Source organism: Chitinophaga agrisoli, from assembly GCF_008386695.1.
GTDB classification, from domain to species: Bacteria; Bacteroidota; Bacteroidia; order Chitinophagales; family Chitinophagaceae; genus Chitinophaga; species Chitinophaga agrisoli.
On record NZ_VUOC01000003.1, the window covers coordinates 240,188 to 263,959 of the forward strand.

Here is a 23,772-nt window from a genome sequence, read left to right on the forward strand (position 1 = left end):
GTGCACTATGAGTTATAAACAAAATTATGTGTACAGTCAGCCAGGACAGGCAGTACCTGGTCTTTATCAGAAACAACGGCATCCTTCAGGTCAATGCCCCAGTCAATATTCAATGCAGGGTCATTGTAAATGATGCCGCCTTCGCTGGCTTTATGGTAGAAGTTATCGCATTTGTACATTACCTCCGCCGTTTCGCTCAGCACTGCATAGCCATGGGCAAAACCTTTGGGTACCAGTAATTGCAGTTTATTCTCAGCGGATAACTCTATCGTGAATACTTTCCCATAAGTGGGGGAACCTTTACGCATATCCACTGCAACATCCATAATACGGCCTTCCAGCGCCCTTACCAGCTTGGTCTGGGCATAAGGCTCCTGCTGAAAATGCAGACCGCGTAATACGCCGTAAACGGAGCGGGCCTGGTTATCCTGTACAAAAGGAAAGCGCAGGCCTTCCTGTTCAAAAGTGCCGGCGTTATAGCTCTCAAAAAAATATCCTCTGTTATCCGCAAAAACCCTGGGCTCGTATACTAATAAGTCTGGTATTCCTGTTTCCGTAAAAGGCATGAAAGATGATGTTTATTATTATCGCTTTTGGTACTGGTCTTCATAATACTGTTGATACGCGCCGGTAGTAACGTGCTGCAGCCAGGTTTCATTGGCCAGGTACCAGTCCACTGTTTTCTCCAGGCCTTCCTCAAACTGGAGGGAAGGTTGCCATCCCAGTTCTTTATTCAGCTTAGTTGCGTCTATAGCATACCGCAGGTCATGGCCGGCCCTGTCTTTCACAAATGTGATAAGCTGGGCAGAGGTACCGGGCGGACGTCCCAGTTTTTTATCCATGATCATACACAGCAGGTTGATCAGGTCTATATTCTTCCATTCATTAAAACCGCCAATGTTATAAGTTTCTCCTACACGGCCCTTATGGAAAATGGTATCTATTGCCCGGGCATGATCATCTACCCACAACCAGTCACGTACATTCTCCCCTTTGCCATATACCGGCACGGGTTTATTGTGCTGTATGTTCAGGATGGCCAACGGGATCAGCTTTTCCGGAAAATGATTTGAACCATAGTTATTAGAGCAATTGCTGATGATAACCGGCAGGTGGTAGGTGTGGTGGTAAGCCATTACAAAATGGTCAGAGCTGGCTTTGGATGCGCTGTAGGGGGAGCGGGGATCGTAGCTGGTTTCTTCCGTAAAGAAACCTTCTTCTCCTAAAGTCCCATATACCTCGTCTGTAGATACATGATAGAACAGTTTGCCCTCTTTGTTATCCTGCCAGCATTTACGGGCAGCATTCAACAGTACGGCAGTACCCAGCACATTGGTCTTAATGAAGGCCAGCGGGTCCATGATGGAACGGTCCACATGGCTTTCAGCAGCCAGGTGTATCACACCGTCAAACTGATGGGTAGTAAACAGTTTGTTGATAAAGGTTTCGTCAGTAATATCGCCTTTTTCAAATACATAGTTAGGCTTATCCTTTACATCCTCCAGGTTCTCGAGATTGCCTGCATAGGTAAGCGCATCCAGGTTTACAATCTTATATTCCGGGTATTTGTTTACAAATAACCGTACTACATGTGAACCAATGAAACCTGCACCGCCAGTAATCAATAAAGTACGCATAAGAGTCAATTTGTTAATTACTAATTACCAATTGCTAATTAGTAATTATTTATTGAGAGCTTCTTTGAAATATTCGTAAGTGATCTTCAAACCATCTTTCCGGTTCACCTTGGGCTCCCAGCCTAATAACTGGCGCGCCTTGGTAATATCGGGTTTGCGTTGCTTGGGATCATCCTTCGGCAGCGGCATATACACGATCTCCTGGCGGGCGCCGGTAAGCGCTAATATCTCTTCTGCAAACTGTTTCAGGGTGATCTCCTCGGGGTTGCCAATATTTACCGGCATGTGGTAATCACTGAGCAGCAGGCGGTAAATGCCATCCACCAGGTCATCCACATAACAGAAAGAGCGGGTTTGGGAACCATCTCCAAACAGGGTCAGGTCCTGGCCGGTAAGCGCCTGGCTCATAAATGCCGGCAGGGCACGGCCATCATCCAGCCGCATACGCGGGCCATAGGTATTAAAGATGCGCACGATCCTGGTCTCTACGCCATGGAAATTATGGTAAGCCATGGTAATGGACTCCATGAAACGTTTGGCTTCGTCATATACGCCGCGTGGCCCTACAGGGTTTACGTTACCCCAGTACTCTTCCGGTTGCGGGTGCACATTGGGATCGCCATATACTTCGGAAGTAGAGGCCACCAGTATGCGGGCTTTCTTTTCCTTAGCCAGGCCCAACAGGTTGTGGGTGCCCAGGGAGCCTACCTTCAGCGTTTGTATGGGCTTTTTCAGATAGTCGATAGGGCTGGCCGGAGAAGCAAAATGCAGGATGTAATCCAGTTGGCCGGGTACATGCACAAACTTGGTCACATCATGATGGTAATATTCAAATTCCGGTAAGGGGAAAAGGTGCTCGATATTTTTGATATTGCCGGTCAGCAGGTTATCCATGCCTATAACATGATATCCTTCCTTAATGAACCGGTCGCAAAGATGCGAGCCCAGGAAACCGGCTGCGCCGGTTATTAAAACTCTTTTTTTACTCATAGTACAATTTTAGATGTGGATGATAATGATGCGGCACGATTTGCAAACCCGTCATCATACATCCTGCCGGGCTACTGCACGGCCTACGCTTTCGTAATAGAATCCCAGTTCATGCATGCGTTGTACATCAAACAGGTTCCTGCCGTCGAAGATCACTTTATTTTTGAGTGATTCATTGATCTTGTCAAAATCAGGGGTTCTGAAAACGCTCCATTCTGTAGCAATGATCAGCGCATCTGCATCCTGCAGGCAATCATACTGATGTTCTGCGTAGCGGACCTTATTACCCACTATCTGCTGCACGTTTGGCATCGCTTCCGGATCAAATACGCATATTTCCGCTCCTTCTTTCAGCAACGACTCAATGATATACAATGCCGGCGCTTCCCGGATATCATCTGTATTGGGCTTAAAGGCCAAACCCCACAAGGCAAAACGTTTGCCTTTAAGATCGCCGTTAAAGAAGTTCTTGATCTTGGGCACCAGGAAAAGCTTTTGCTTTTCATTCACTTCCATTACAGCATTCAGGATCTTAAAATCATACTGCGCATCCTGGGAAGATTTCACCAGCGCCTGCACGTCTTTGGGAAAACAGCTGCCGCCGTACCCGATACCAGGGAACAGGAAGCGTTTACCAATACGGTCATCGCTGCCAATGCCCCTGCGTACCATATCTACGTCTGCGCCCAGCCGCTCGCACAGTACTGCTACCTCATTCATGAAAGAGATCTTGGTAGCCAGGAATGAGTTGGCCGCATATTTGGTCAGCTCAGCGGATCTTTCATCCATGTACAGGATGGGATTGCCCTGGCGTACAAAAGGTGCATACAGGTCGCCCATCACTTTGCGGGCCCGTTCAGAACGGGTGCCTATCACTACACGATCCGGCTTCATGAAGTCTTCTACTGCCACGCCTTCCCGCAGGAACTCAGGATTGGATACCACGTCAAATTCTCCTTTGCAGTTCCGGGCTATAGCCTCCTCTACTTTTTCTGCAGTGCCTACCGGTACCGTACTCTTGTCAACAATCACTTTATAATCGGTGATCAGCTTGCCTAACTGTTCGGCCACCCTCAATACAAAGGAAAGGTCCGCAGCGCCATCAGCGCCGGGCGGCGTAGGTAATGCCAGGAAGATAACCTGCGCATCCTTTATACCCTCTGCCAGGCTGGTAGTGAACTGCAATCTTTCTTCCTTAAGATTGCGTTCAAACAGTTTCTCCAAACCAGGCTCGTAGATCGTGATCTGGCCGGAGGATAGTTTTTTTACCTTGTTTTCGTCAATATCCACACAGGTAACATTGTTCCCTGTTTCTGCAAAACAGGTGCCGGTAACTAAGCCTACATAACCGGTGCCAACTACAGTAATTCTCATTGGGGATTAGTTTAAGAATGATTTAACTGAGCTAATGATGTGATCCAGTTGATCCTGGTCCATTTCGGTGTGTATCGGTAAGGAAATTACTTTGGTGGTCAAAGTATCGGTAACAGGCAATTGGAATGAAGCGCCGCCAAAATTAGCAAACATCTTTTGCTTGTGGGCGGGTACCGGATAATAGATCATGGCGGGCACTTTACGCTCCTGCAGGTATTGCTGCAGCTCGTCGCGGCTGGCGCCATTCAATTGTAAGGTGTATTGATGGTAAACGTGATAACTATTTGCCGCACGATAAGGCGTGGTGATCTGCGGTATGCCTGCAAAGCCGGCATCATAGGCATCCGCCACCGCGCGGCGTGCAGTGATATATTGATCCAGCAGCTGCAGCTTGATGCGCAGCACTACAGCCTGCAGCGTATCCAAGCGGGAGTTAACGCCCACTACATCATGATAATAACGGGCAGACTGGCCGTGGTTGGCTACCATCCTGATCTGAGCAGCCAATGCATCATCATTGGTGAACAGTGCGCCTCCATCTCCATAACATCCCAGGTTTTTGGAGGGGAAGAAAGAGGTGCAGCCGATCTGGCCAATGGCGCCGGATTTTTTAACAGTACCGTCCTTAAAGGTGTAGGTACCGCCTATAGCCTGCGCATTATCTTCAATTACCGGAATGTTATGTTTATTGGCAATGGCCATCAGCGGCTCCATATCTGCCGTTTGGCCGTACAGGTGAACAGGTACTATCGCTTTTGTTTTAGGCGTAATGGCCTTCTCTACCGCTACGGGATCCAGGCAGTAGGTCTGCGGGTCTATATCCACAAAAACTGGCTTCAGCTGCAGCAGGGCAATCACTTCTGCGGTTGCAATAAAGGTGAAGGAAGGGGTGATCACCTCATCACCGGGTTGTAAACCTAAGGCCATCATGGCTATTTGTAACGCGTCAGTACCGTTGGCGCAAGGTATCACATGCTTTACGCCCAGGTATTGCTGTAATTCCTGTGCAAACTGTTGCACCGGCGCGCCATTTATGAAATTGGCGTTTTCCAGCACTTCCTGGATGGCAGCATCTACCTGTGGTTTGATCTTTAAATACTGGCGTTTCAAATCTACCATCTGAATAGGAACCATGTGGAATAGGTATTTTATTTTGTTTTAAAGTGTGCAAATTTACAAAAATTGCCATTGGGAGGCGATTATCTTTGTGCTACAGGGAGAAAATGATTCAAAAATAAACACCTATTTACATGCTGGCAACCTTTATTTATGATCTGGGTATCGGACTATACAGGGCGGGACTAGGGATAGCTGCGGCTACGGGTAATCCAAAGGCACGGTTATGGCTGAATGGGCGGAAGGATTGGGCCGCCAGGCTAAAAACAGCCCTGGCAAAGGATGGCAACCGTCCTTTGGTGTGGGTACACGCGGCGTCCCTTGGCGAGTTTGAGCAGGGACGGCCTGTACTGGAGGCTTTCCGGCAGCAATATCCGCAATGCCGGCTGCTGCTTTCCTTTTTTTCCCCCTCCGGCTATGAGGTAAGAAAGGACTATAAAGGGGTGGATTACGTATGCTACCTGCCGTTAGATACCCGCCACAATGCCCGGGTTTTCCTCGATATTGTGCAGCCCAGCCTGGCCCTTTTTATAAAATATGAGTACTGGCGCCATTTTATGACATCCCTGTATAAACGTAAGATACCGGCGCTGCTTATTTCCGGCATCTTCCGGGAAGACCAGGCTTTCTTTAAATGGTATGGTGGGCTCTACAGGCGTTTGTTACGTCAGCTTACGCACATCTTCGTACAGAACGCTGCCTCCCGGGAATTATTACATAAAATTGGTATTGAGCACGTTACGGTAAACGGAGATACCCGTTTTGACCGGGTTTGGGCCCTGCAGCAGGAAGCGGCAGAGCTGCCGCTGGTCAAACAGTTTGCCGGTAATAAAAGGCTGATAGTAGCCGGAAGCACCTGGGACAGTGACGAAAGCGCACTGGCTGCCTGGTGGGCCGGGCATTATGAACCGGATCGCCGGCTGGTAATAGCGCCGCATGAAATTGGGGAGGCGCATATAAAGAAACTGTTGGGCCGGTTTCCCGGCGCCCTGCGGTATTCTGAGCTGGCAGATGCCCGTGTACCGCACCTGGAAAGCGATTTCCCGGTGGATATTGAGCACCCGGGGCAGGTACTGATCATTGATAATATAGGCATGCTGTCCTCACTGTACCGGTACGCCTGTATAAGTTATATAGGCGGCGGTTTTGACAGGAATGGCATCCATAATGTGCTGGAGCCGGCCACCTGGGGCAAACCGGTCGTGTTTGGCCCTGTTTATGATCAATATGCGGAAGCCGTAGATCTTGTAGCACTGGGGGGCGCGTTTACGGTACCCAATGATGCTGCCCTGGCACAGCAGATGGAAGAGCTGCTGCTGAATGATGAGGCATGCACGCAAACGGGTTATGTAGCCAGCCAATATGTGGCGGCCAACAAAGGGGCTACTGGTAAGGTGATGGCGTTTATTCAGGAAAAGCGCTTCTTGACCAGGGAGTAGAAGTGCTGTACGGTACGGGTATCATCCAGCCATCCCTGGCGGATCTTGAGCTCCCTTTCTATCCAGTACTCTGCTTCCTGCAGGGTATGGAACTCGTTGATGGTTTTGATGGAACGTTCATACATGTCCACATCGCCGCGGAACAGCTCCTGTATAAACTGGAACTTATCATTAATGCCAATGGCCTGCTTCAGGTTCTTAACAGGCATCTCGCCCAGCCTTTCCCCGATCTCTGATTTAGATTGTTTGAGCTTCTCATTCAAGGAGGGGGCGCCCTGGGCTGCCAGCTCATTGATCTCCTTACGAAGGCCGCCTTCTTTGGTTTTTTTAGCTGGCGCTGCCTTCTCCTTTTCTACATCAAAAAGGGTAGCAGGGGCGGTGGCAGGTTGCCTTTCCGGCAGGGGCTGGGTTTGCGCCTGCGGCTGTGGTTGCACCTGCACTTGTGGCTGTGGTTGCGCCTGCGGCAATGGTTGTGGCTGTGGTTGTAGTTGCGGTTGGCGTTCCAGGGAGCGGGCGCCCACTACCGCAGCGGGCCGGATGCTCTCTATCGGCTGCGGCCGTGCCGTTACCGGTTGTGGCGGCGGTGGGGCCGGCGGCGTATATTTCTCCGGCGCTACAGTAATGTTGTGCAGGACCGTCGTATTCGTATGTCCGTTATGGTAAGTAGTCGTCTCGGCGTTATGATAGGCAGCAGCCGCTTCGGCCGGCCGCACAACAGTAACTGTTTGCGCGGTGGCAGACGGCATGATCACTGCTATATTGCCCTGGCTTTGCGTGTGCTGTTCGTGTACACTTTGCAGGGTACGTGCATGTAACACCTCTGCCTGCAGTAGTTGCGCATAATAAGATATGGCCTGCAGGTCTGCGTTGGAATTTTTCAATTCCTGTAACTTGTCAATTAATGCATTGATCTTTTCCATGTCTCAACTATGATTGGAAATTAAATAACCACGATGCCCTTAATTGTTTTAACGCGGTGTGGGAGAATTTATTTTATTTGCATAAAGTTAGCTTTTTTCGGGCATTTGCTAATTAAAATACCTATTATATGTTTATTGAACCTTCCCTTGCCGGAGAGCGCAGAGGGTGGATAGAAGTGATATGTGGCTCCATGTTCTCCGGTAAAACGGAAGAGTTGCTAAGGCGGCTGAAAAGGGCCAGGATCGCCAACCTGAAGATGGAAATATTTAAGCCGGGTATAGATATCCGTTATGATGAGCAGCAGATCGTTTCGCACGATGAGAACAAGGTTATGTCAACCCCTATTGATAATTCCCAGCAGATCTTATTACTGGCGCAGGAGGTGGATGTTGTAGGTATCGATGAGGCGCAGTTCTTTGACGCAGAGCTACCTTATGTATGCGACCAGCTTGCCTTACGTGGCATACGCGTGATCGTGGCCGGGCTGGATATGGACTACCGGGGCCGCCCCTTTGGCATTATGCCGGCACTGCTGGCCAAAGCCGATTATATCACCAAACTACACGCGATCTGCGTAAAATGTGGCAATATTGCCAGCTTCTCTTACCGTAAAACTGCCAGTAAAGAAACAGTGCTGCTGGGCGAACAGGACGTATATGAGCCCCGTTGCCGGCACTGCTATTACGAAAAACCCGCCTGAATTTTAGAATAAATTTAACTTTTCTGAAGACTTCACCTTGAACGTAAACTTCTTCTGCGTAAGGTAGCTGAAGCACACCACAAAGAAGGTGGTAAAGATCTTGGAAACTGTAGGGTAGATATGCAGATACTCTACAAACAGCTTCATAAATACATAGTTCAGCAATATACAGGCGCTCACCAGCATAAAATAACGGAACAGCTGAATGCGCCCGCGCAGGTTAGAGTTTGAAAATACAATGTACTTGCTGAGCAGGAAGCCGGAGGGGAAGGTAATGGACATAGACATAAACAGGGCCGCAATATGCGGGGTAATGGTAAGGAAAGGGAGGTGCACCATCTGTTTATGCAGCACAAAATTGTACATAATGAAGTAAAGCACAATATCCAGCAGGGTATTACCACCGCCGCATGCCAGGTAACGGAACGTTTGCAAAGGCATCAGCTTGGCAAACGGCCGGTAGAAAAAATCGATGATCTGAAGGATAAATTGCCTCATTTCATATTATAAATTACCACAAATTTAGGTGTTTTCGCTTATAAGAAAACCGCAGTGTGTTATCGTAAGGTTTTCCTTTTCTTCCAGTGGCCGTTTGCACTGGGGGCAGAAAGCGGTGTTTGCTCTACCCGGTGTTGTTGCCAGATCTGCGCTGCCAGGATAGCGGCCGCACGTGTAGCCGCTTCGTTGGGCGTATGCAGCAGGGAGGGGACAAAATACTTGCCAATAAAGTGAGTATCAAACTTTCCCTCTATAAAAGCCGGATGCTGTAAGGCCCAGCTGCCAAAGGGCAGGGTAGTGTGAATACCGGTCACCTGGTACTCGTCTATGGCACGCAGCAGCCGCAGCCGCGCCTCTTCCCGGTCGCTGCCCCAGGCTATCAGCTTGGCGATCATAGGATCGTAGTAAATGGGGATATCCATGCCCTGCTCATAGCCGTCATCCACCCTAACGCCATATCCCTGGGGCCGTATATAGGTGGCCAGGGAGCCGGTATCCGGCAGGAAATTATTGGCAGGGTCTTCTGCACAGATGCGTAGTTCTATGGCATGGCCATTTATCTGAAGGGTTTCCTGTGTAAAGCTTAGCTTTTCGCCCCGCGCTATGCGGATCTGCTCTTTTACCAGGTCCAGCCCGGTGATCATCTCCGTTACGGGATGTTCCACCTGCAGGCGGGTATTCATCTCCAGGAAATAGAAATTAAGCGTATCATCCACCAGGAACTCTACGGTGCCGGCGCCATGGTACTGGCAGGCACGGGCCACATCCAGGGCGCATTTGCCCATGGCGGCCCGGATGTCCGGGGTAAGGCAGGAAGAGGGGGCCTCTTCTACCAGTTTCTGATGGCGGCGTTGTATGCTGCATTCCCTTTCAAACAGGTATACATAATTGCCGTGTTTATCGCCCAGGATCTGGATCTCAATATGGCGGGGAGCGCCTACATACTTCTCTATAAATACCGCGTCATCCCCAAAGGCGTTCATGGCTTCGCTTTTGGCCAGGCGGATCTGCTCTTCCAGCTCGCCCTCATTATTTACCACCCGCATGCCTTTGCCGCCGCCGCCGGCAGACGCCTTAATAAGAATGGGAAAGCCCGTTTTCTTCACCACCTCCTGCGCTTCTTCCAGGCTGCGCAGGGGCGTTTCTGTACCCGGTACCATGGGCACGCCAAATTTTTGGGCGGCCTGTTTGGCGGCCAGCTTGCTGCCCATCATCTCAATGGAATGGGCGTCCGGGCCAATGAAAATAAGCCCCGCATCGGCTACCGCCTGTGCAAAACGGGCATTCTCGCTCAGGAAACCGTACCCGGGGTGGATAGCGTCTGCCCCTGTCTGCAGGGCCACTTCAATGATCTTATTGCCCAGCAGGTATGACTGGTTGGAGGGGGCAGGGCCTATGCAGATGGCCTCATCGGCATATTGTACAAAAGGCATGGTACGATCTGCTTCCGAATACACGGCTACGGTCTGTATACCCATTTCCCTGGCGGATCGCATTACCCGTAACGCGATTTCCCCTCTATTGGCTACCAGTATTTTTTGCATGCTGCTGTCGTTGTTAGGGTGACGAAGATAATATTAATTAGGTGGTGGCCAAAAAGTTAGGACACAGGGATATGATACTATTTTAACCAAATGACGCTCACTATAGCTTATTCGAACCTTAAGCGAACCTCAACCGAAGGACAAGCGAAGGAGAGACCTGATAAAATAACATTAGTAGCAGTCCGTCCCTGGATATCGCGTTAGCGCGCTAATTTCTCTATATTTGTCCCCCATATGTCTGGCCTTCATCAAACCTTAACGCTGATAAAGAAAGATGTATTACTGGAACTACGCCAGCAATACGCGTTTTATGGCATCCTGCTGTATATTATCTCTACCGTATTTGTGATCAATATGATGATGGGCCAACCGGAGGAGCAGATCTGGAATGCCCTTTTCTGGGTGGTACAGCTGTTTGTATCGGTAAATGCCATTGCCAAAAGCTTTATGCAGGAAAGCCGGGGCCGGCTGTTGTATTTCTACTCCCTGGTGCATCCCAGGAATTTTATTGCCGCTAAACTGCTCTATAACATATTGCTCATGTCTGTTATGAGCATTATCACCCTGGTAAGCTGTATGGTTTTCCTGGGGAACCCGGTTACCAAATTCTGGTATTTTATTGGGGTGGTGATGCTGGGAGGTATCAGCCTTTCCCTGTTATTTACCATGCTGGCGGCCATTGCGGCCCAGGCTAACCAGAATGCGGCCCTCATGGCCATTATGGGTTTCCCGATCATTATGCCCCTGCTGATGCTGCTGGCCAGCGTGGCCCGCACCGCCTTTGTGACCGTTTACCAACCTGGCTTATCCAATATGTTCATACTGCTGGGGGGAATGGATGTGCTGATCGTTGGTCTGGCCATGATACTGTTTCCCTTTCTGTGGAAAGACTGATTTTAGTCATAAACAAGTTGCCACTGTTATTTTGTGATTCGTGATAAAACCTGTAGGTTTGCCCCCAATATAGCTGACAAAAAAATGGCAAAACATTGGTGGAAAGCGCTGGCGGTATTATTGCTGCTGTACACGATCATTGCAGGGTTCCTGGTAAAGATACCTGTGATAGAAAATAACGAGCAGTCAACGCGTAATCTCTTCTTTCACGTGCCGATGTGGATAAGCATGTATACGCTGTTCACGATCTCCGTTGTCAATTCCTTATTATTTCTTAATAAATACGACCTGAGAAAGGATATATTGGCCAGCAGCGCGGCTAATGTGGGCATCCTGTTTGGTCTTATGGGTTTTGTGACCGGGTCTTTGTGGGCCACCTATACCTGGGGCGGCACCATTACCAATGATCCTAAACAGATCTCCACGGCGGTGGCGCTGATGATCTACCTGGCCTACCAGGTACTGCGCATGTCTATCAACGATCTGGATAAACGCGCCCGTGTATCTGCGATCTACAACATCTTTGCCTTTGCCATGTTAATACCATTAACCTATATCATCCCCCGTATGGTAGATTCCCTGCATCCGGGCAGCGCCACCAGTCCTGGTTTCAAATCCAAGGATACGGACGGTACGCTGATGATGGTATTTTATCCGGCCTTTACCGGCTGGACCCTGCTGGGCGTATGGATCTATACCCTGCGGGTACGCTACAAGAGATTAGAGTTAAAAAATATTTTTAAATGATCAACAGACGCATTGCTTATTTCCTTTTTAGCCTGGCCCTCGTATTTACATCCCTCATGGCGCAGGCGCAACAGCAAAATACAGAAAAAGGCCCCGTGAACGAAATGTTGCGCAGCAATGGTAAGATCTATGTGGTGGTGGTAGTACTGGTGATCATCTTTATCGGTATCATATTGTATCTCATACGGTTGGACCGTAAGATCAGCAAGCTGGAACATCAACAACAGTCTAAGTCATAACCAAAACAATACTTCCAAAACAATTTTTTATGTCGCAAGTACAGCATTACAACTTTTTTGAAAGCGTAGAACGGAGCTTTGACAACGCGGCTCAGTTCACGAAATGGGAAAAGGGTATACTGGAGCAGATCAAGGCCTGCAATGCCGTATACCGTATTAAATTCCCGGTAAGGGTAGGCAACCAGATAGAAGTTATTGAAGCATACCGCGTACAGCACTCGCATCACAAACTGCCCTGTAAAGGCGGTATCCGTTTCAGCGAAGGGGTGAACCAGGATGAGGTAATGGCCCTGGCTGCGCTGATGACCTATAAATGCGCCATCGTGAATGTACCGTTTGGCGGCGCCAAAGGCGGTATCAAAATCAATCCCCGCAACTACACCCCTTTTCAGCTGGAAAATATTACCCGCCGTTACACGGCAGAGCTGGTGAAAAAGAACTTCATTGGCCCCGGCGTGGACGTACCGGCGCCTGACTATGGTACCGGCGAACGTGAAATGAGCTGGATCCTGGATACTTACATGAGCTTACGTCCCGGGGAAATAGACGGCTACGGTTGCGTAACCGGTAAGCCTGTTTCACAGGGCGGGGTACGCGGCCGTAAGGAAGCTACCGGTATGGGCGTATTCTACGGCCTGCGCGAGCTGTGCAACATTAAGGAAGATATGCAGAAGTTGGGTCTGGAGCCCGGTCTGGAAGGCAAAAAAGTGATCGTACAGGGTATGGGTAACGTGGGTTACCATGCTGCCAAATACTTCCACGAAGCAGGCGCTATCATCGTATGCCTGATAGAGTGGGATGGCGCTGTGTATAACGAAAAGGGCCTGGATCCGGAAGCGGTGATGAAACACCGTAACGAAACCGGTTCACTCGTTAACTATCCCGGCGGCACCAGCCTGAAGAAAAATACGGACGGCCTGGAAATGGAATGCGATATCCTGATCCCGGCTGCCCTGGAGAATGTGATCCATAAAGACAATGCTCCCAATATCAAGGCCAAGATCATAGGCGAAGCAGCCAACGGCCCTATTACGCCGGAAGCAGACGCCATCCTGAATAAAAAAGGCGTGATCGTAGTGCCGGATATGTTCCTGAACGCAGGCGGTGTAACCGTTTCTTATTTTGAATGGTTAAAGAACCTGAGCCACGTACGTTATGGCCGTTTGGGCAAGCGTTTTGATGAGAACATGAACATCCACATCCTGAGCACGATTGAAGACCTGACCGGTAAGAAGGTGTCTGACAAAGAAAGGAAGTTCATTGCGCATGGCGCTGATGAAGTGGACCTGGTATACTCCGGCCTGGAAGAGACCATGCATGCAGCTTTACATGAAGTGCGCGAGATCATGGTCACCAACAGCAAGATCCATGATATGCGTACAGCCGCTTATGTTTGCGCTATCGATAAAGTGGGCGCAGCTTACGAGCAGCTGGGTATTTTCCCTTGATCTTATCTTTTTATCTATATGTGTCCTGCGCCGTTACGGTGCAGGACTTTTTTATTCATACACCGGTATATCCGTTACAAACTCCCATTGTTCCTTTTCGGGGGCGTACCAGCAGCAATAGGTGTTAACCCCGTTGGTAATAACCAGGTATACGGCCCGCAGCACCATATGATACCGCACGATCTGCTCTACGGTTAGCAGGGTAAGCGGCACATTCATTTCCTTACATTCTACGATCATCCAGGGCTGCATTTGCCGGTTATAGACCACAATATCGCAGCGTTTCTTTAGTTCGCCCAGGTAGATCTCTTTTTCAATGCCTATTAACACGCTGGGGTAGCGCAGGCTTTTTACCAGGTAGTTCAGAAAGTTCTGTCTTACCCATTCTTCCGGCGTAAGCGTTACGTATTTTTTCCGGTACTGGTCAAATATCAGCTCTTTGTTGTCTTCACGTACCAGTTTAAAGTCAGGCGCAGGGAACTCGATGGCGATCATAACACAAAGCTAACGTAAATGTCGCCCAAAAGGCGTACATTTGCGTGTCAAAAGGCTATGAAGACAAAAGAAGAAATTGTAGCTAACTGGCTCCCCCGCTATACAGGCGAAAAGCTGGAGAACTTTGGCTCTCACATCCTCCTCACTAACTTCAGTAATTATCTCAGTTTATTTGCAGAATGGAATGATACCGAGATCATTGGTATCGGTAAACCTATGCAATGCGCCACAGCAGGGGATATTACCATTATCAACTTTGGTATGGGCAGCCCCGGCGCCGCTACCGTAATGGATCTTTTAAGCGCCATCCACCCCAAGGCAGTGTTATTCCTGGGTAAATGCGGTGGCATTAAGAAAAAGAACAGCATTGGCGATCTTATATTGCCCATTGCAGCCATCCGCGGCGAGGGTACCTCGAACGACTATTTTCCCCCGGAAGTGCCGGCCCTGCCTGCATTCGCCTTGCAGAAAGTGATCTCCACCACCATCCGGGAATACGGTTGTGACTACTGGACGGGCACCTGTTACAGCACCAACCGCCGCGTATGGGAGCATGACATAGAGTTTAAGCACTACCTGGAGCGGATCCGCGCAATGGCAGTGGATATGGAAACTGCCACTATCTTTTCTGTAGGTTTCTATAACAAGATCCCCACCGGGGCCCTACTGCTGGTAAGCGATCAGCCTATGGTGCCGGAAGGCGTTAAAACAGAGGAAAGCGACCGTAAAGTGACTACCAACTTTGTAGAGCGCCACCTGAAGATAGGTATAGACTCCCTGAAGAACCTGATCAAGGACCACCAAACAGTGAAGCACCTACGATTTTAGCATCTGGATTTTAGGTCGTAGATTTGGTAGCGGCGTTTTGCCGCCATTAGATCCACGGTCATAAAATCTTGTATTCTGCATGCCGGATACCCTGGTTTCCATTCAAGACCTTACCGTTACTTTTGCTGTAGAGCAGGAAGCAATCAAGGCAGTGAACAATATCTCCCTGGATATACCGCGGGGCGGCATCCTGGGTATAGTAGGGGAGTCCGGCTCTGGTAAATCCGTTACCGCCCTTTCCCTGATGCGCCTGGTGCAGGCGCCCGGCAGGATCGCCAGCGGCCGTATCCTGTATCATGCCCCCGGACACGCGCCGGTAGACCTCCTGGCCCTTTCTCCTGAAGCGATGCGTGCCCGGCGCGGAAATGAGCTGGCCATGATCTTCCAGGAGCCTATGACCTCCCTGAATCCCTTACTTACCTGTGGCGTACAGGTAGCAGAAGCCATCCGCCTGCATAAAAACGTCTCCCGCGCAGCCGCCCGGGAACAAACCATTCACTTATTCCGCCAGGTAAAACTGCCCAACCCGGAGCAATTGCTGCGCCGCTATCCCCATGAGCTGTCGGGCGGACAAAAGCAGCGGGTAATGATCGCCATGGCCATTAGCTGCCAGCCGCAGCTGCTGATAGCAGACGAGCCCACCACCGCACTGGATGTAACCGTACAGAAAGCTATACTGGAGCTGCTGAAGGAATTGCAACAGCAAACAGGCATGAGCGTGGTATTTATTACGCACGACCTGGGCGTGATCGCTGAAATAGCGGACCAGGTGGCCGTAATGTATAAAGGCGGCATAGTGGAGCAGGGACCGATACAGGAGATCTTCCGTCACCCAACGCACCCTTATACCAGGGGCCTGCTGGCTTGCCGGCCGCCGCTGGATAAACAGCTGTACCGTCTGCCGGTAACGGCTGATTTTATGGAAACAGACGCCGCCGGCCAGATCCGGGAAAAACCATATGCCGTGAAGGAGCTGGTCAACAGCCTGGTAGCCCCCGCGCCACAGCTGGCTGCCAGGGAGCAACAGCTGCAACAAAGCGCCCCTTTGTTGGAAGTGCATAACCTGCAAACCTGGTTCCCTGCCAGGCGCAGCCTGTTTGGTAAAGTGCAGGACTGGGTAAAAGCGGTAGATGGGGTAAGCTTTACCGTGAGACAAGGGGAAACGATGGGGTTGGTGGGCGAATCCGGCTGTGGCAAGACCACCCTGGGCAGAACATTATTGCGGCTGGTAGAACCAACTGGCGGCAGTATTGTTTATAAAGGAAAGGAGCTCAATAGCATGGGCGCATCGGACCTCCGGGAGCTGCGGAAAGATATGCAGATCATTTTTCAGGATCCCTATTCCTCCCTGAACCCACGGCTTACCGTGGGCCAGGCTATTATTGAGCCTATGCTGGTACACGGTTTGTATGGTGATGAACGGGGCCGGAAAGAGAAGGCAATAGAATTACTGGGAAAAGTGAACCTGCGTCCGGAGCATTTTTACCGCTATCCACATGAGTTTTCCGGCGGGCAGCGGCAACGGATCGTGATAGCAAGGGCATTGGCCCTGCACCCCTCGTTCATTATCTGCGATGAATCAGTAGCCGCGCTGGATGTAAGCATACAGGCGCAGGTGCTGAACCTGCTGATAAAGCTGCGGGAGGAGTATGGTTTCACTTATATCTTTATTTCCCACGACCTCTCTGTAGTACGGTTTATGAGCGACCGTATGATGGTGATGAATAAGGGCCGGATAGCGGAAACCGGTCCGGCAGGAGAGGTGTACGATCACCCCAAAAGTGCGTATACCCAGCAGCTAATTGCCGCCATTCCTAAAAATATTTATTCATAAGTTATTGTTTTCCAGGAACGAGAATGTTTTTTTTGTAGACTTATAAGTTATCAATACCTTTGCAACCTTTAAATTCATTCATACCGTAATATGAAATTATCGCAATTCAAGTTCGATCTTCCTTTAAATCTGATCGCGCAGCACCCTTCCAAATCAAGAGACGAGGCCCGTTTAATGGTGGTAAACCGTGCCACCGGCAAAATAGAGCATAAAGTTTTCAGGGACATTATCGGCTATTTCAATGACAAGGACGTAATGGTGGTGAACAATACCAAGGTATTCCCTGCCCGCTTATACGGCCGTAAAGAGAAAACAGGCGCTAAGATCGAGGTATTCCTGCTGCGTGAACTGAACAAGCAGAACCGTTTGTGGGATGTGATCGTGGACCCTGCCCGTAAGATCAGGGTAGGTAACAAGCTGTATTTTGGAGACGACGAATCACTGGTAGCGGAAGTAATTGATAATACTACCTCCAGGGGACGTACCATCCGCTTTTTGTTCGAAGGCAATGATGATGAGTTCAAGGCTGTGCTGGATACGCTGGGTGAAACACCTTTGCCCAAGTACATTAAACGTAAGCCGGAAGATGAGGACAAGGAACGTTATCAGACCGTGTACGCTAAGTACGAAGGTGCGGTAGCTGCTCCCACCGCAGGTTTACACTTTAGCCGCGAGCTGATCAAACGCCTGGAGATAAAGGGGATCAAGTTTGCAGAAGTAACGCTGCACACCGGTTTAGGCACTTTCAGGCCTATTGAGGTAGAAGATCTGAGCAAACATAAAATGGATGCTGAGTATTTCCATATAGAGGAATATGCCGTTAAGATCGTAAATAAGGCAAAGGACGAGAACCGTAAGATCTGCGCCATTGGTACCACTACCGTAAGGGCCGTAGAATCTTCCGTTACCGCACAGAATCATTTAAAGGCAGCAGAAGGATGGACAAATACTTTTATCCACCCGCCTTATGATTTCTCCATTCCCAATGCGCTGGTGACCAATTTCCACCTGCCCAAGACCAGCCTCCTGATCATGGTATGCGCGTTTGCCGGTTATGATCTGATCATGGAAGCCTACCAGCAGGCTATCAAGGAAAAGTACCGTTTCTTCAGCTATGGCGATGCCATGCTGATCTTATAAACCATATTTATCAGCTAAAAAAAGTCTCACTACGGTGGGACTTTTTTATTTTTGGACCGCATGGAACAACGCAGTAAAATAGCCATCATCGTTGCCGGTGGCTCCGGTACCAGGATGGGCGGCACAATGCCCAAACAGTTCCTGGAGCTGGCGGGCAAACCGGTATTGTATCACACCATCAGCGCTTTTGTGGCCGCTTATCCGGATATGCAGGTAGTACTGGTAGTGCCGGAGGCCCATTTTGAGCCTGCCCGCCAGGTGCTGGCCTGTTTTGATACGCCCCCGCCCGTTACGCTGGTGCAAGGCGGCGAAACCCGCTTCCATTCTGTAAAGAATGGCCTGCAGCAGGTACAGGACGGATCGGTGGTATTTGTACATGACGGGGTACGGCCTTTATTGACCATATCGTTGATCCGCCATTGTTATGAGCAAACCCTGCTGCATGGTAATGCCATACCGGTAACAGACATGAAGGACAGTGTGCGTGAGGTGAACGGTGAAGGCAATGCCGCCAGGAACCGGGAGCAGTTCCGTATTATACAAACCCCCCAGACCTTTTTATCAGAACAGTTGCTGCCGGCCTTTGAGCTGCCTTATGATCCTTTATTTACGGACGAAGCCACGGTAGTGGAACGGATGGGGCACCGCATACACCTGGTGCAGGGAGAGGAGCGTAATATTAAGATCACCCGTCCGCTGGACCTGGTGATTGCGCATGCATTGCTGGCAAAAGGAGGGGAATGAGGGAGCTGGCGTGTTTACTGCTGGCGTCTTTTTAGAAGACGGCAAATTGATTCATGACATATGCTAAAGCGCCACAGGCTGCTTCCCGATAAGACTATAATATGCATCAGGAGGCGTCAGCGGCAGGCTGGTTCTTGCTGATCTTCTGCAATATCTGATGGGCCACTTCCAGGGCCTGTAATCCATCTATCACATTTACGGCTACCGGTTTATTTTCCAATATGCTGTCGCGGAACAGCTCCAGTTCCATACGGATGGCATTGGATTGTTTTACTTCCGGGTTATCGATCGCGATGGTCTTTTTGCCGGAATTGGTATCAATATCCAGCGTAAAAAGCCCTTCATCTGCCGGTGTTTTCAGCTTGATGATCTCTGTTTTCTTATCCAGGAAATCGATGCCTATGTAAGCATCTTTCTGGAACAGGCGCATTTTGCGCATTTTTTTGAGAGAGATACGGCTGCTGGTAAGATTAGCTACACAGCCGTTGTGGAATTCTATACGTACATTGGCAATATCCGGCGTATCGCTCATTACAGCCACGCCGCTGGCAGATATGCGGCTGATGGTGGACTGTACAATGCTGAGCACTATATCTATATCGTGGATCATAAGATCCAGTATCACGCTTACATCTGTGCCCCGCGGGTTAAACTCCGCCAGGCGGTGCACCTCTATGAACATGGGCTTCAGGTCATAACCTTTCAGTGCCAGGAAAGCCGGGTTAAACCGTTCCACATGCCCCACCTGGAATTTTATATTGGCCTCTTCCACCAGCTTTACCAGTGTTTTAGCTTCTTCCATGGTATTGGTCATGGGTTTCTCTACAAAAATATGTTTGCCGTTACGCAGGGCTATTTCGCAGAGTTTGAAGTGAAGGGTGGTGGGCGCTACGATATCGATGGCGTCTACGGCCTGTATGAGCTCTTCCGCGATCGTGAACCGGGGAAGCTGGTATTGCTCTGCCACGCTGGCCGCGTTAGCGTTGCTGGGATCATAGAATCCTACCACTTCTACATCTTTCATCGTCATGAGCTGGGAAAGATGAATCTTGCCCAAATGTCCAACACCAAAAATTCCAATTTTCAGCATACCAGGTGAGTAAATAATACAGATTTGAACGAAATATCTGCGAATGTAAGGAAAATGGGAATTATTATATCCAAAAGTTTAGCTATGTATTACTGCATCCATACTTTATTGGATTTTACCTTCTTCTGCCATGCTATAGTAGCCGGCTTCTGAAACAATGATGTGATCCATGATGGTGATATCGAAGAGTTTGCCGGCTTCTTTTAATTTGTGGGTAAGCCCGATATCTGCAAAACTGGGGGTGAGATTGCCGGAGGGGTGATTATGGCAAAGCAGCAGGCGGGAGGCGCCTATTTCGAGGGCTTCGCGGAAGATGAGTTTGGGATCTACGATGGTGGCGCACATGCCTCCGGTGCTGATGCAGCGGTAATGTAATACCCTGGAGGCATGGTTAAGGAACAGCACATAAAAGGCTTCCTGCTGGTAATCTGCGAGCAGGGGTTTAAAGAACAGGGCGGCATCTATGGCATGGCGGATCACTTTCTTTTGGCGCATGTAACCGGCCTGCCTGCGGCGGGCCAGCTCCATGGCGGCTACAACGGCAACGGCTTTGGCATTGCCTATGCCACGCAGTTTTTTAAGCTGCCATATGTTTAGCTTACCCAGCTCTCCAAGATTATTGTGGGCGGTTGCTAAGATCTCACGGGCCAGCGTGAGGGCGGATTTGTGCCTGGAACCATTATTGAGCAGGATAGCCAATAACTCTGCATCGCTGAGGGTAGCGGCGCCTTTGTACATTAATTTTTCTCTTGGTTGATCATCTGGGGACCAATTTCTGATGGAATTGTGCGGCAGGTTAACATTAATGTGCATCCTTCAAGCGTTTAACTAAAATTAGCCCTTCCTCTCCGGCAAAAAAAATTTTTTACTCCACAATCCGCACCGGCATTTACGGGGATACAGCCGCTGAAACGCCTGGTACTGGTGTTTTTACTTATGCCCAAAAGTGCAAAAGTGTTTCTTATGGCCCTGTCCGGAAAAAAAATAGGGCAGATCCCCCCAAAAGTTATAGTTTTGCACCTCTTTCCCATAGTCATGCAACCATCAGTAAAAATCTTTACGGGCAACAGCAACCCCGCATTAGCCGAAAAAATTGCCAAGAGATATGGCAATGGTCTTGGTAAGTTACAGATCCAGCAATTCAGCGATGGCGAGTTCCAGCCGGTATACATGGAAAGTATACGGGGGGACTATGTTTTCCTGATCCAAAGCACCAATGCTCCGGCGGATAACCTTATGGAGCTGCTGCTGATGATAGATGCCGCCAAAAGGGCATCGGCCGGGTATATTACCGCCGTTATCCCTTATTTTGGCTTTGCCCGCCAGGACAGGAAGGATAAGCCCAGGGTGGCCATTGCTTCCAAACTGGTAGCCAACCTGCTTACCTCTGCAGGCGCTAACAGGGTGATAACCATGGATTTACATGCGCCCCAGATCCAGGGGTTCTTTGATATCCCCGTGGATCACCTGGACAGCTCGGCAATTTTCATCCCGTATATAGAGAATCTGAAGCTGGAAAACCTTACCTTTGCGTCCCCTGATGTGGGTAGCACTAACAGGGTAAGGGAGGTAGCATCTTATTTCAATGCGGAAATGGTGATATGTGATAAACACCGTAAACGCGCTAATGAGATAGCCTCCATGGTGGTGATAGGGGATGTGACAGATAAGGACATTGTGTTGATAGACGATATCATTGACACGGCGGGCACCCTTACCAAGGCGGCCAACCTGTTGATGGAGAAGGGAGCCAGGAGCGTACGGGCCTTCTGTACACACCCGGTATTGAGCGGTAAGGCATATGAGAATATTGAAAAGTCTATATTAAGCGAACTGGTGGTATGTGATACCATGCCTTTAAAAGGGGAGTGTTCCAAGATAAAGGTGATCAGCGTAGCAGAGCTTTTTGCGGTGGCTATCCGTAACATGTACGAGAACAAGTCTATTACCAGCCTGTTTGTACATAGCCAGCGCAGGGGGATGTAACTAAGTATTTTATCATTTTAAATAAATGTTTAACAAATGAAAACAATAACCATCGAAGGACAACTCAGGAGCGAATTCGGCAAAAAAGCCACCCGCCAACTTCGTTCTGAGGAGCAAGTGCCTTGCGTTATTTACGGGGGTGCCGAAACAGTGAGCTTCTCAGCTCCGGTTAAAGCCTTCCAGGAACTGGTGTATACACCGGATTTCCAGATCGCGGAAATTAAACTAGGCGGTAAAGTTTACCGGTGCATCCAGAAAGACAAGCAGTTTGATGTGGTGACTGATGAACTGGCACATATCGACTTCCTGGAGCTGGTGGAAGACAAAAAAGTAGTAGCTACCCTGCCGTTGAAAATGGTAGGTCAGTCCGTTGGCGTAAAAGCTGGTGGTAAACTGGTAGTGAAAATGAAAGCGCTGAAAGTTAAAGCCCTGCCTAAAGACCTGCGTGAGAACATTGAAGTGAACATCGACAACCTGGACCTGAATGAGAACATCCGCGTGGAAGATGTAAAGGTGGAGAACGTAGAAGTACTGAACTCTCCCCGTATCCCCGTTGCTTCTGTTGTAATGACTCGTCAGTTACGCCAGGACGAAGCAAGCGCTGAAAAAGACGCTAAGAAGAAATAATCGCATCTGCAGATATTTTTATAGAATCCCCGGTCCCGGTAACAGGCGACCGGGGATTTTTTTTAGTATCATACACCCGTATGGGCAGGCCATAGGATGTTATGCGGATTTAATTTCTATTTTTGATGATGATTTAGCAACCCAATGAAATACTTAATAGCCGGTTTAGGCAATATAGGTGAAGAATACAGGCATACCCGTCATAATATAGGCTTTGACGTAGCGGATGCATTTGCAGCCAAACATGGCGGCACATTTAAGAGCGACCGGCTAGCAGATGTGGCGGAATGCAAATGGAAGGGAAAGGTTTTTGTAGTAATAAAACCTACTACCTATATGAACCTCAGCGGTAAAGCCGTAAAGTATTGGGTAGATAAGGAGAAAGTGCCGCTGGAGAACCTGCTGGTGGTGATGGACGAACTGGCATTGCCCCTGGAGGTGCTGCGGCTTCGCCCGGGTGGCAGTGATGCCGGGCATAACGGGCTCAAGAGTATACAGGAGCTGTTGGGTACCAATCAATACCCACGCCTGCGGTTTGGTATAGGAAATAATTTCCCCAAAGGCCGGCAGGTGGAGTATGTGCTGGGTAGGTGGACAGAAAAGGAGGGCCCCGTGGTGCAGCAGAAGATAGATAAATCTGTGGAGATCATAGAGAGTATTGCCGCCATAGGGTTGCCCAGAACAATGAATAATTATAATAATTTGACTTTCCCTTCTGCCAGCTAACTTTGCAGAAAAGGGGCCATTTTATTTAACCTTTAAAAATGCGCATTATGAAGATTATTTGCGTTGGAAGAAACTATGCCGAACATGCCAAGGAACTGAAAAACGAGGTGCCAACGGAACCGGTATTATTCATGAAGCCCAAAAACGCATTATTGCAGAATAATCATCCATTCTACTATCCTGATTTTACAGATAACCTGCATTATGAGTGCGAGCTGGTGCTGCGCGTATGCAAGAATGGTAAACATATCCAGGAGAAATTCGCCGATAAATATTACAACGAAATATCAGTAGGTATTGATTTTACCGCCCGGGACCTGCAGGATAAGCAAAAAGCCAAAGGATTACCCTGGGAGATCGCCAAATCATTTGATAACTCTGCCGTAGTGGGGAAATTTATACCGCTTACGCCGGAAACAGATAAAAAGGATATTAATTTCTGCCTGTACAAGAATAAAGAGATCGTGCAGCAAGGCAATACCAAAGACCTGATCTTCACTTTCGATTTTCTGCTGGCCTATATATCAAAGTTCTTTACCCTTAACATAGGGGATCTTATTTTTACCGGCACCCCGGTAGGCGTAGGCCCCGTGGAAATAGGCGACAGTCTGGAAGCGTTTATTGAGAACGATAGCCTGCTGGAGTTTATGGTGAAATAGCCGATGTGCGGATGTGCAAATGTGCGGATGTGCTAATGATGGCCACCGCACAAGCGCCTTGCGCTATTGATCTGGTAGCGTATAATGGAGATAGAT

At 49.2% G+C, this 23,772-nt stretch carries 25 protein-coding genes; 14 read left to right on the plus strand and 11 right to left on the minus strand.

Going from position 1 to position 23,772, the window contains the following annotated elements:
• Nucleotides 1-5: 5 nt before the first annotated feature.
• Genes rfbC through F0L74_RS16225 form a run of 5 tightly spaced genes read right to left on the minus strand, consistent with a single transcriptional unit; the run spans nt 6 to nt 5,135 of the window.
• Complete coding sequence (gene rfbC / locus F0L74_RS16205; RefSeq protein WP_149838955.1) at nt 6-566, minus strand: dTDP-4-dehydrorhamnose 3,5-epimerase; 561 nt, start codon at nt 564-566, stop codon at nt 6-8.
• 18 nt (nt 567-584) lie between these two features.
• Complete coding sequence (gene rfbB / locus F0L74_RS16210; protein ID WP_149838956.1) at nt 585-1,637, minus strand: dTDP-glucose 4,6-dehydratase; 1,053 nt, start codon at nt 1,635-1,637, stop codon at nt 585-587.
• Nucleotides 1,638-1,682: 45 nt separating this feature from the next.
• A complete protein-coding gene (locus F0L74_RS16215) occupies nt 1,683-2,627 on the minus strand; it encodes a UDP-glucuronic acid decarboxylase family protein (protein ID WP_149838957.1) in 945 nt (314 codons plus the stop codon).
• Between the two features lie 54 nt (nt 2,628-2,681).
• Nucleotides 2,682-4,001, minus strand: a complete 1,320-nt coding sequence (locus F0L74_RS16220) for a UDP-glucose dehydrogenase family protein (RefSeq protein ID WP_149838958.1) — start codon at nt 3,999-4,001, stop codon at nt 2,682-2,684.
• Between the two features lie 6 nt (nt 4,002-4,007).
• Nucleotides 4,008-5,135 carry a DegT/DnrJ/EryC1/StrS family aminotransferase gene (locus F0L74_RS16225; protein WP_149838959.1) on the minus strand — a complete coding sequence of 376 codons (1,128 nt, stop codon included), beginning with the start codon at nt 5,133-5,135 and terminating at the stop codon, nt 4,008-4,010.
• 116 nt (nt 5,136-5,251) lie between these two features.
• Here F0L74_RS16225 and F0L74_RS16230 point away from each other — a divergent pair, with 116 nt between their 5' ends.
• Nucleotides 5,252-6,556, plus strand: coding sequence for a 3-deoxy-D-manno-octulosonic acid transferase (locus tag F0L74_RS16230; protein ID WP_246197736.1), 1,305 nt, complete (start codon nt 5,252-5,254; stop codon nt 6,554-6,556).
• On the opposite strand, the gene F0L74_RS33315 is transcribed toward F0L74_RS16230, so the two are convergent.
• Complete coding sequence (locus F0L74_RS33315; RefSeq protein ID WP_188316038.1) at nt 6,526-7,476, minus strand: DUF8457 domain-containing protein; 951 nt, start codon at nt 7,474-7,476, stop codon at nt 6,526-6,528. The two genes, F0L74_RS16230 and F0L74_RS33315, sit on opposite strands and share 31 nt — an antisense overlap.
• Before the next feature lie 128 nt (nt 7,477-7,604).
• On the opposite strand from F0L74_RS33315, the gene F0L74_RS16245 reads away from it, so the two are divergent.
• Nucleotides 7,605-8,177 carry a thymidine kinase gene (locus F0L74_RS16245; protein ID WP_149838962.1) on the plus strand — a complete coding sequence of 191 codons (573 nt, stop codon included), beginning with the start codon at nt 7,605-7,607 and terminating at the stop codon, nt 8,175-8,177.
• Between the two features lie 3 nt (nt 8,178-8,180).
• On the opposite strand, the gene F0L74_RS16250 is transcribed toward F0L74_RS16245, so the two are convergent.
• A complete protein-coding gene (locus F0L74_RS16250) occupies nt 8,181-8,675 on the minus strand; it encodes a GtrA family protein (protein WP_149838963.1) in 495 nt (164 codons plus the stop codon).
• 59 nt (nt 8,676-8,734) lie between these two features.
• Nucleotides 8,735-10,219, minus strand: coding sequence for an acetyl-CoA carboxylase biotin carboxylase subunit (accC, locus tag F0L74_RS16255; protein ID WP_149838964.1), 1,485 nt, complete (start codon nt 10,217-10,219; stop codon nt 8,735-8,737).
• Between the two features lie 234 nt (nt 10,220-10,453).
• Between accC and F0L74_RS16260 the strand changes: the two genes are divergently transcribed.
• From F0L74_RS16260 to F0L74_RS16275, 4 genes are all read left to right on the plus strand, one after another.
• Nucleotides 10,454-11,113: a heme exporter protein CcmB gene (locus F0L74_RS16260; RefSeq protein ID WP_149838965.1), complete on the plus strand. Its 660-nt coding sequence runs from the start codon at nt 10,454-10,456 to the stop codon at nt 11,111-11,113.
• Between the two features lie 84 nt (nt 11,114-11,197).
• Nucleotides 11,198-11,860 carry a cytochrome c biogenesis protein CcsA gene (gene ccsA, locus F0L74_RS16265; protein WP_149838966.1) on the plus strand — a complete coding sequence of 221 codons (663 nt, stop codon included), beginning with the start codon at nt 11,198-11,200 and terminating at the stop codon, nt 11,858-11,860.
• Entirely contained in the window at nt 11,857-12,099 is a 243-nt protein-coding gene (locus F0L74_RS16270) for a CcmD family protein (RefSeq protein ID WP_149838967.1), read from the plus strand. The genes ccsA and F0L74_RS16270 overlap by 4 nt, the downstream gene beginning before the upstream one ends.
• A 29-nt stretch (nt 12,100-12,128) precedes the next feature.
• Nucleotides 12,129-13,547 carry a Glu/Leu/Phe/Val family dehydrogenase gene (locus F0L74_RS16275; protein WP_149838968.1) on the plus strand — a complete coding sequence of 473 codons (1,419 nt, stop codon included), beginning with the start codon at nt 12,129-12,131 and terminating at the stop codon, nt 13,545-13,547.
• 51 nt (nt 13,548-13,598) lie between these two features.
• Here F0L74_RS16275 and F0L74_RS16280 read toward each other — a convergent pair whose 3' ends face one another.
• Nucleotides 13,599-14,042 (minus strand): type I restriction enzyme HsdR N-terminal domain-containing protein, encoded by a 444-nt coding sequence (locus F0L74_RS16280; protein WP_149838969.1) that lies wholly within the window; start codon nt 14,040-14,042, stop codon nt 13,599-13,601.
• 57 nt (nt 14,043-14,099) lie between these two features.
• Between F0L74_RS16280 and F0L74_RS16285 the strand changes: the two genes are divergently transcribed.
• The 4 genes from F0L74_RS16285 to F0L74_RS16300 all read left to right on the plus strand — a co-directional run bounded on the left by F0L74_RS16285 (nt 14,100) and on the right by F0L74_RS16300 (nt 18,588).
• Nucleotides 14,100-14,870: an AMP nucleosidase gene (locus tag F0L74_RS16285; protein WP_149838970.1), complete on the plus strand. Its 771-nt coding sequence runs from the start codon at nt 14,100-14,102 to the stop codon at nt 14,868-14,870.
• A gap of 79 nt (nt 14,871-14,949) precedes the next feature.
• Nucleotides 14,950-16,704, plus strand: a complete 1,755-nt coding sequence (locus F0L74_RS16290) for an ABC transporter ATP-binding protein (RefSeq protein ID WP_149838971.1) — start codon at nt 14,950-14,952, stop codon at nt 16,702-16,704.
• 90 nt (nt 16,705-16,794) lie between these two features.
• Nucleotides 16,795-17,844 carry a tRNA preQ1(34) S-adenosylmethionine ribosyltransferase-isomerase QueA gene (gene queA, locus F0L74_RS16295; RefSeq protein ID WP_149838972.1) on the plus strand — a complete coding sequence of 350 codons (1,050 nt, stop codon included), beginning with the start codon at nt 16,795-16,797 and terminating at the stop codon, nt 17,842-17,844.
• A gap of 60 nt (nt 17,845-17,904) precedes the next feature.
• Nucleotides 17,905-18,588: a 2-C-methyl-D-erythritol 4-phosphate cytidylyltransferase gene (locus F0L74_RS16300; RefSeq protein ID WP_149838973.1), complete on the plus strand. Its 684-nt coding sequence runs from the start codon at nt 17,905-17,907 to the stop codon at nt 18,586-18,588.
• 106 nt (nt 18,589-18,694) lie between these two features.
• Here the strand turns inward: F0L74_RS16300 and F0L74_RS16305 are convergent, their stop codons facing one another.
• Both F0L74_RS16305 and radC read right to left on the minus strand, forming a co-directional pair.
• Entirely contained in the window at nt 18,695-19,678 is a 984-nt protein-coding gene (locus F0L74_RS16305) for a Gfo/Idh/MocA family protein (RefSeq protein ID WP_149838974.1), read from the minus strand.
• Between the two features lie 105 nt (nt 19,679-19,783).
• Nucleotides 19,784-20,491, minus strand: coding sequence for a RadC family protein (gene radC / locus F0L74_RS16310; RefSeq protein WP_149838975.1), 708 nt, complete (start codon nt 20,489-20,491; stop codon nt 19,784-19,786).
• A gap of 222 nt (nt 20,492-20,713) precedes the next feature.
• Here radC and F0L74_RS16315 point away from each other — a divergent pair, with 222 nt between their 5' ends.
• The 4 genes from F0L74_RS16315 (at nt 20,714) to F0L74_RS16330 (ending at nt 23,676) form a co-directional block, all read left to right on the plus strand.
• On the plus strand, nt 20,714-21,664 hold the full coding sequence (locus F0L74_RS16315; protein ID WP_149838976.1) for a ribose-phosphate pyrophosphokinase: 951 nt from the start codon (nt 20,714-20,716) through the stop codon (nt 21,662-21,664).
• A gap of 36 nt (nt 21,665-21,700) precedes the next feature.
• On the plus strand, nt 21,701-22,291 hold the full coding sequence (locus tag F0L74_RS16320) for a 50S ribosomal protein L25 (RefSeq protein WP_149838977.1): 591 nt from the start codon (nt 21,701-21,703) through the stop codon (nt 22,289-22,291).
• A 144-nt stretch (nt 22,292-22,435) separates the two neighbouring features.
• Nucleotides 22,436-23,017, plus strand: coding sequence for an aminoacyl-tRNA hydrolase (gene pth / locus F0L74_RS16325; RefSeq protein ID WP_149838978.1), 582 nt, complete (start codon nt 22,436-22,438; stop codon nt 23,015-23,017).
• Nucleotides 23,018-23,064: 47 nt separating this feature from the next.
• A complete protein-coding gene (locus F0L74_RS16330) occupies nt 23,065-23,676 on the plus strand; it encodes a fumarylacetoacetate hydrolase family protein (protein WP_149838979.1) in 612 nt (203 codons plus the stop codon).
• Nucleotides 23,677-23,772: the final 96 nt, after the last annotated feature.

Excerpts from the sequence above, each read along its gene's own strand:
- rfbC (WP_149838955.1), bottom strand. The coding sequence starts at position 566 with ATGCCTTTTACGGAAACAGGAATACCAGACTTATTAGTATACGAGCCC.
- rfbB (WP_149838956.1), bottom strand. The coding sequence starts at position 1,637 with ATGCGTACTTTATTGATTACTGGCGGTGCAGGTTTCATTGGTTCACAT.
- F0L74_RS16215 (WP_149838957.1), bottom strand. The coding sequence starts at position 2,627 with ATGAGTAAAAAAAGAGTTTTAATAACCGGCGCAGCCGGTTTCCTGGGC.
- F0L74_RS16220 (WP_149838958.1), bottom strand. The coding sequence starts at position 4,001 with ATGAGAATTACTGTAGTTGGCACCGGTTATGTAGGCTTAGTTACCGGC.
- F0L74_RS16225 (WP_149838959.1), bottom strand. The coding sequence starts at position 5,135 with ATGGTTCCTATTCAGATGGTAGATTTGAAACGCCAGTATTTAAAGATC.
- F0L74_RS16230 (WP_246197736.1), top strand. The coding sequence starts at position 5,252 with ATGCTGGCAACCTTTATTTATGATCTGGGTATCGGACTATACAGGGCG.
- F0L74_RS33315 (WP_188316038.1), bottom strand. The coding sequence starts at position 7,476 with ATGGAAAAGATCAATGCATTAATTGACAAGTTACAGGAATTGAAAAAT.
- F0L74_RS16245 (WP_149838962.1), top strand. The coding sequence starts at position 7,605 with ATGTTTATTGAACCTTCCCTTGCCGGAGAGCGCAGAGGGTGGATAGAA.
- F0L74_RS16250 (WP_149838963.1), bottom strand. The coding sequence starts at position 8,675 with ATGAGGCAATTTATCCTTCAGATCATCGATTTTTTCTACCGGCCGTTT.
- accC (WP_149838964.1), bottom strand. The coding sequence starts at position 10,219 with ATGCAAAAAATACTGGTAGCCAATAGAGGGGAAATCGCGTTACGGGTA.
- F0L74_RS16260 (WP_149838965.1), top strand. The coding sequence starts at position 10,454 with ATGTCTGGCCTTCATCAAACCTTAACGCTGATAAAGAAAGATGTATTA.
- ccsA (WP_149838966.1), top strand. The coding sequence starts at position 11,198 with ATGGCAAAACATTGGTGGAAAGCGCTGGCGGTATTATTGCTGCTGTAC.
- F0L74_RS16270 (WP_149838967.1), top strand. The coding sequence starts at position 11,857 with ATGATCAACAGACGCATTGCTTATTTCCTTTTTAGCCTGGCCCTCGTA.
- F0L74_RS16275 (WP_149838968.1), top strand. The coding sequence starts at position 12,129 with ATGTCGCAAGTACAGCATTACAACTTTTTTGAAAGCGTAGAACGGAGC.
- F0L74_RS16280 (WP_149838969.1), bottom strand. The coding sequence starts at position 14,042 with ATGATCGCCATCGAGTTCCCTGCGCCTGACTTTAAACTGGTACGTGAA.
- F0L74_RS16285 (WP_149838970.1), top strand. The coding sequence starts at position 14,100 with ATGAAGACAAAAGAAGAAATTGTAGCTAACTGGCTCCCCCGCTATACA.
- F0L74_RS16290 (WP_149838971.1), top strand. The coding sequence starts at position 14,950 with ATGCCGGATACCCTGGTTTCCATTCAAGACCTTACCGTTACTTTTGCT.
- queA (WP_149838972.1), top strand. The coding sequence starts at position 16,795 with ATGAAATTATCGCAATTCAAGTTCGATCTTCCTTTAAATCTGATCGCG.
- F0L74_RS16300 (WP_149838973.1), top strand. The coding sequence starts at position 17,905 with ATGGAACAACGCAGTAAAATAGCCATCATCGTTGCCGGTGGCTCCGGT.
- F0L74_RS16305 (WP_149838974.1), bottom strand. The coding sequence starts at position 19,678 with ATGCTGAAAATTGGAATTTTTGGTGTTGGACATTTGGGCAAGATTCAT.
- radC (WP_149838975.1), bottom strand. The coding sequence starts at position 20,491 with ATGCACATTAATGTTAACCTGCCGCACAATTCCATCAGAAATTGGTCC.
- F0L74_RS16315 (WP_149838976.1), top strand. The coding sequence starts at position 20,714 with ATGCAACCATCAGTAAAAATCTTTACGGGCAACAGCAACCCCGCATTA.
- F0L74_RS16320 (WP_149838977.1), top strand. The coding sequence starts at position 21,701 with ATGAAAACAATAACCATCGAAGGACAACTCAGGAGCGAATTCGGCAAA.
- pth (WP_149838978.1), top strand. The coding sequence starts at position 22,436 with ATGAAATACTTAATAGCCGGTTTAGGCAATATAGGTGAAGAATACAGG.
- F0L74_RS16330 (WP_149838979.1), top strand. The coding sequence starts at position 23,065 with ATGAAGATTATTTGCGTTGGAAGAAACTATGCCGAACATGCCAAGGAA.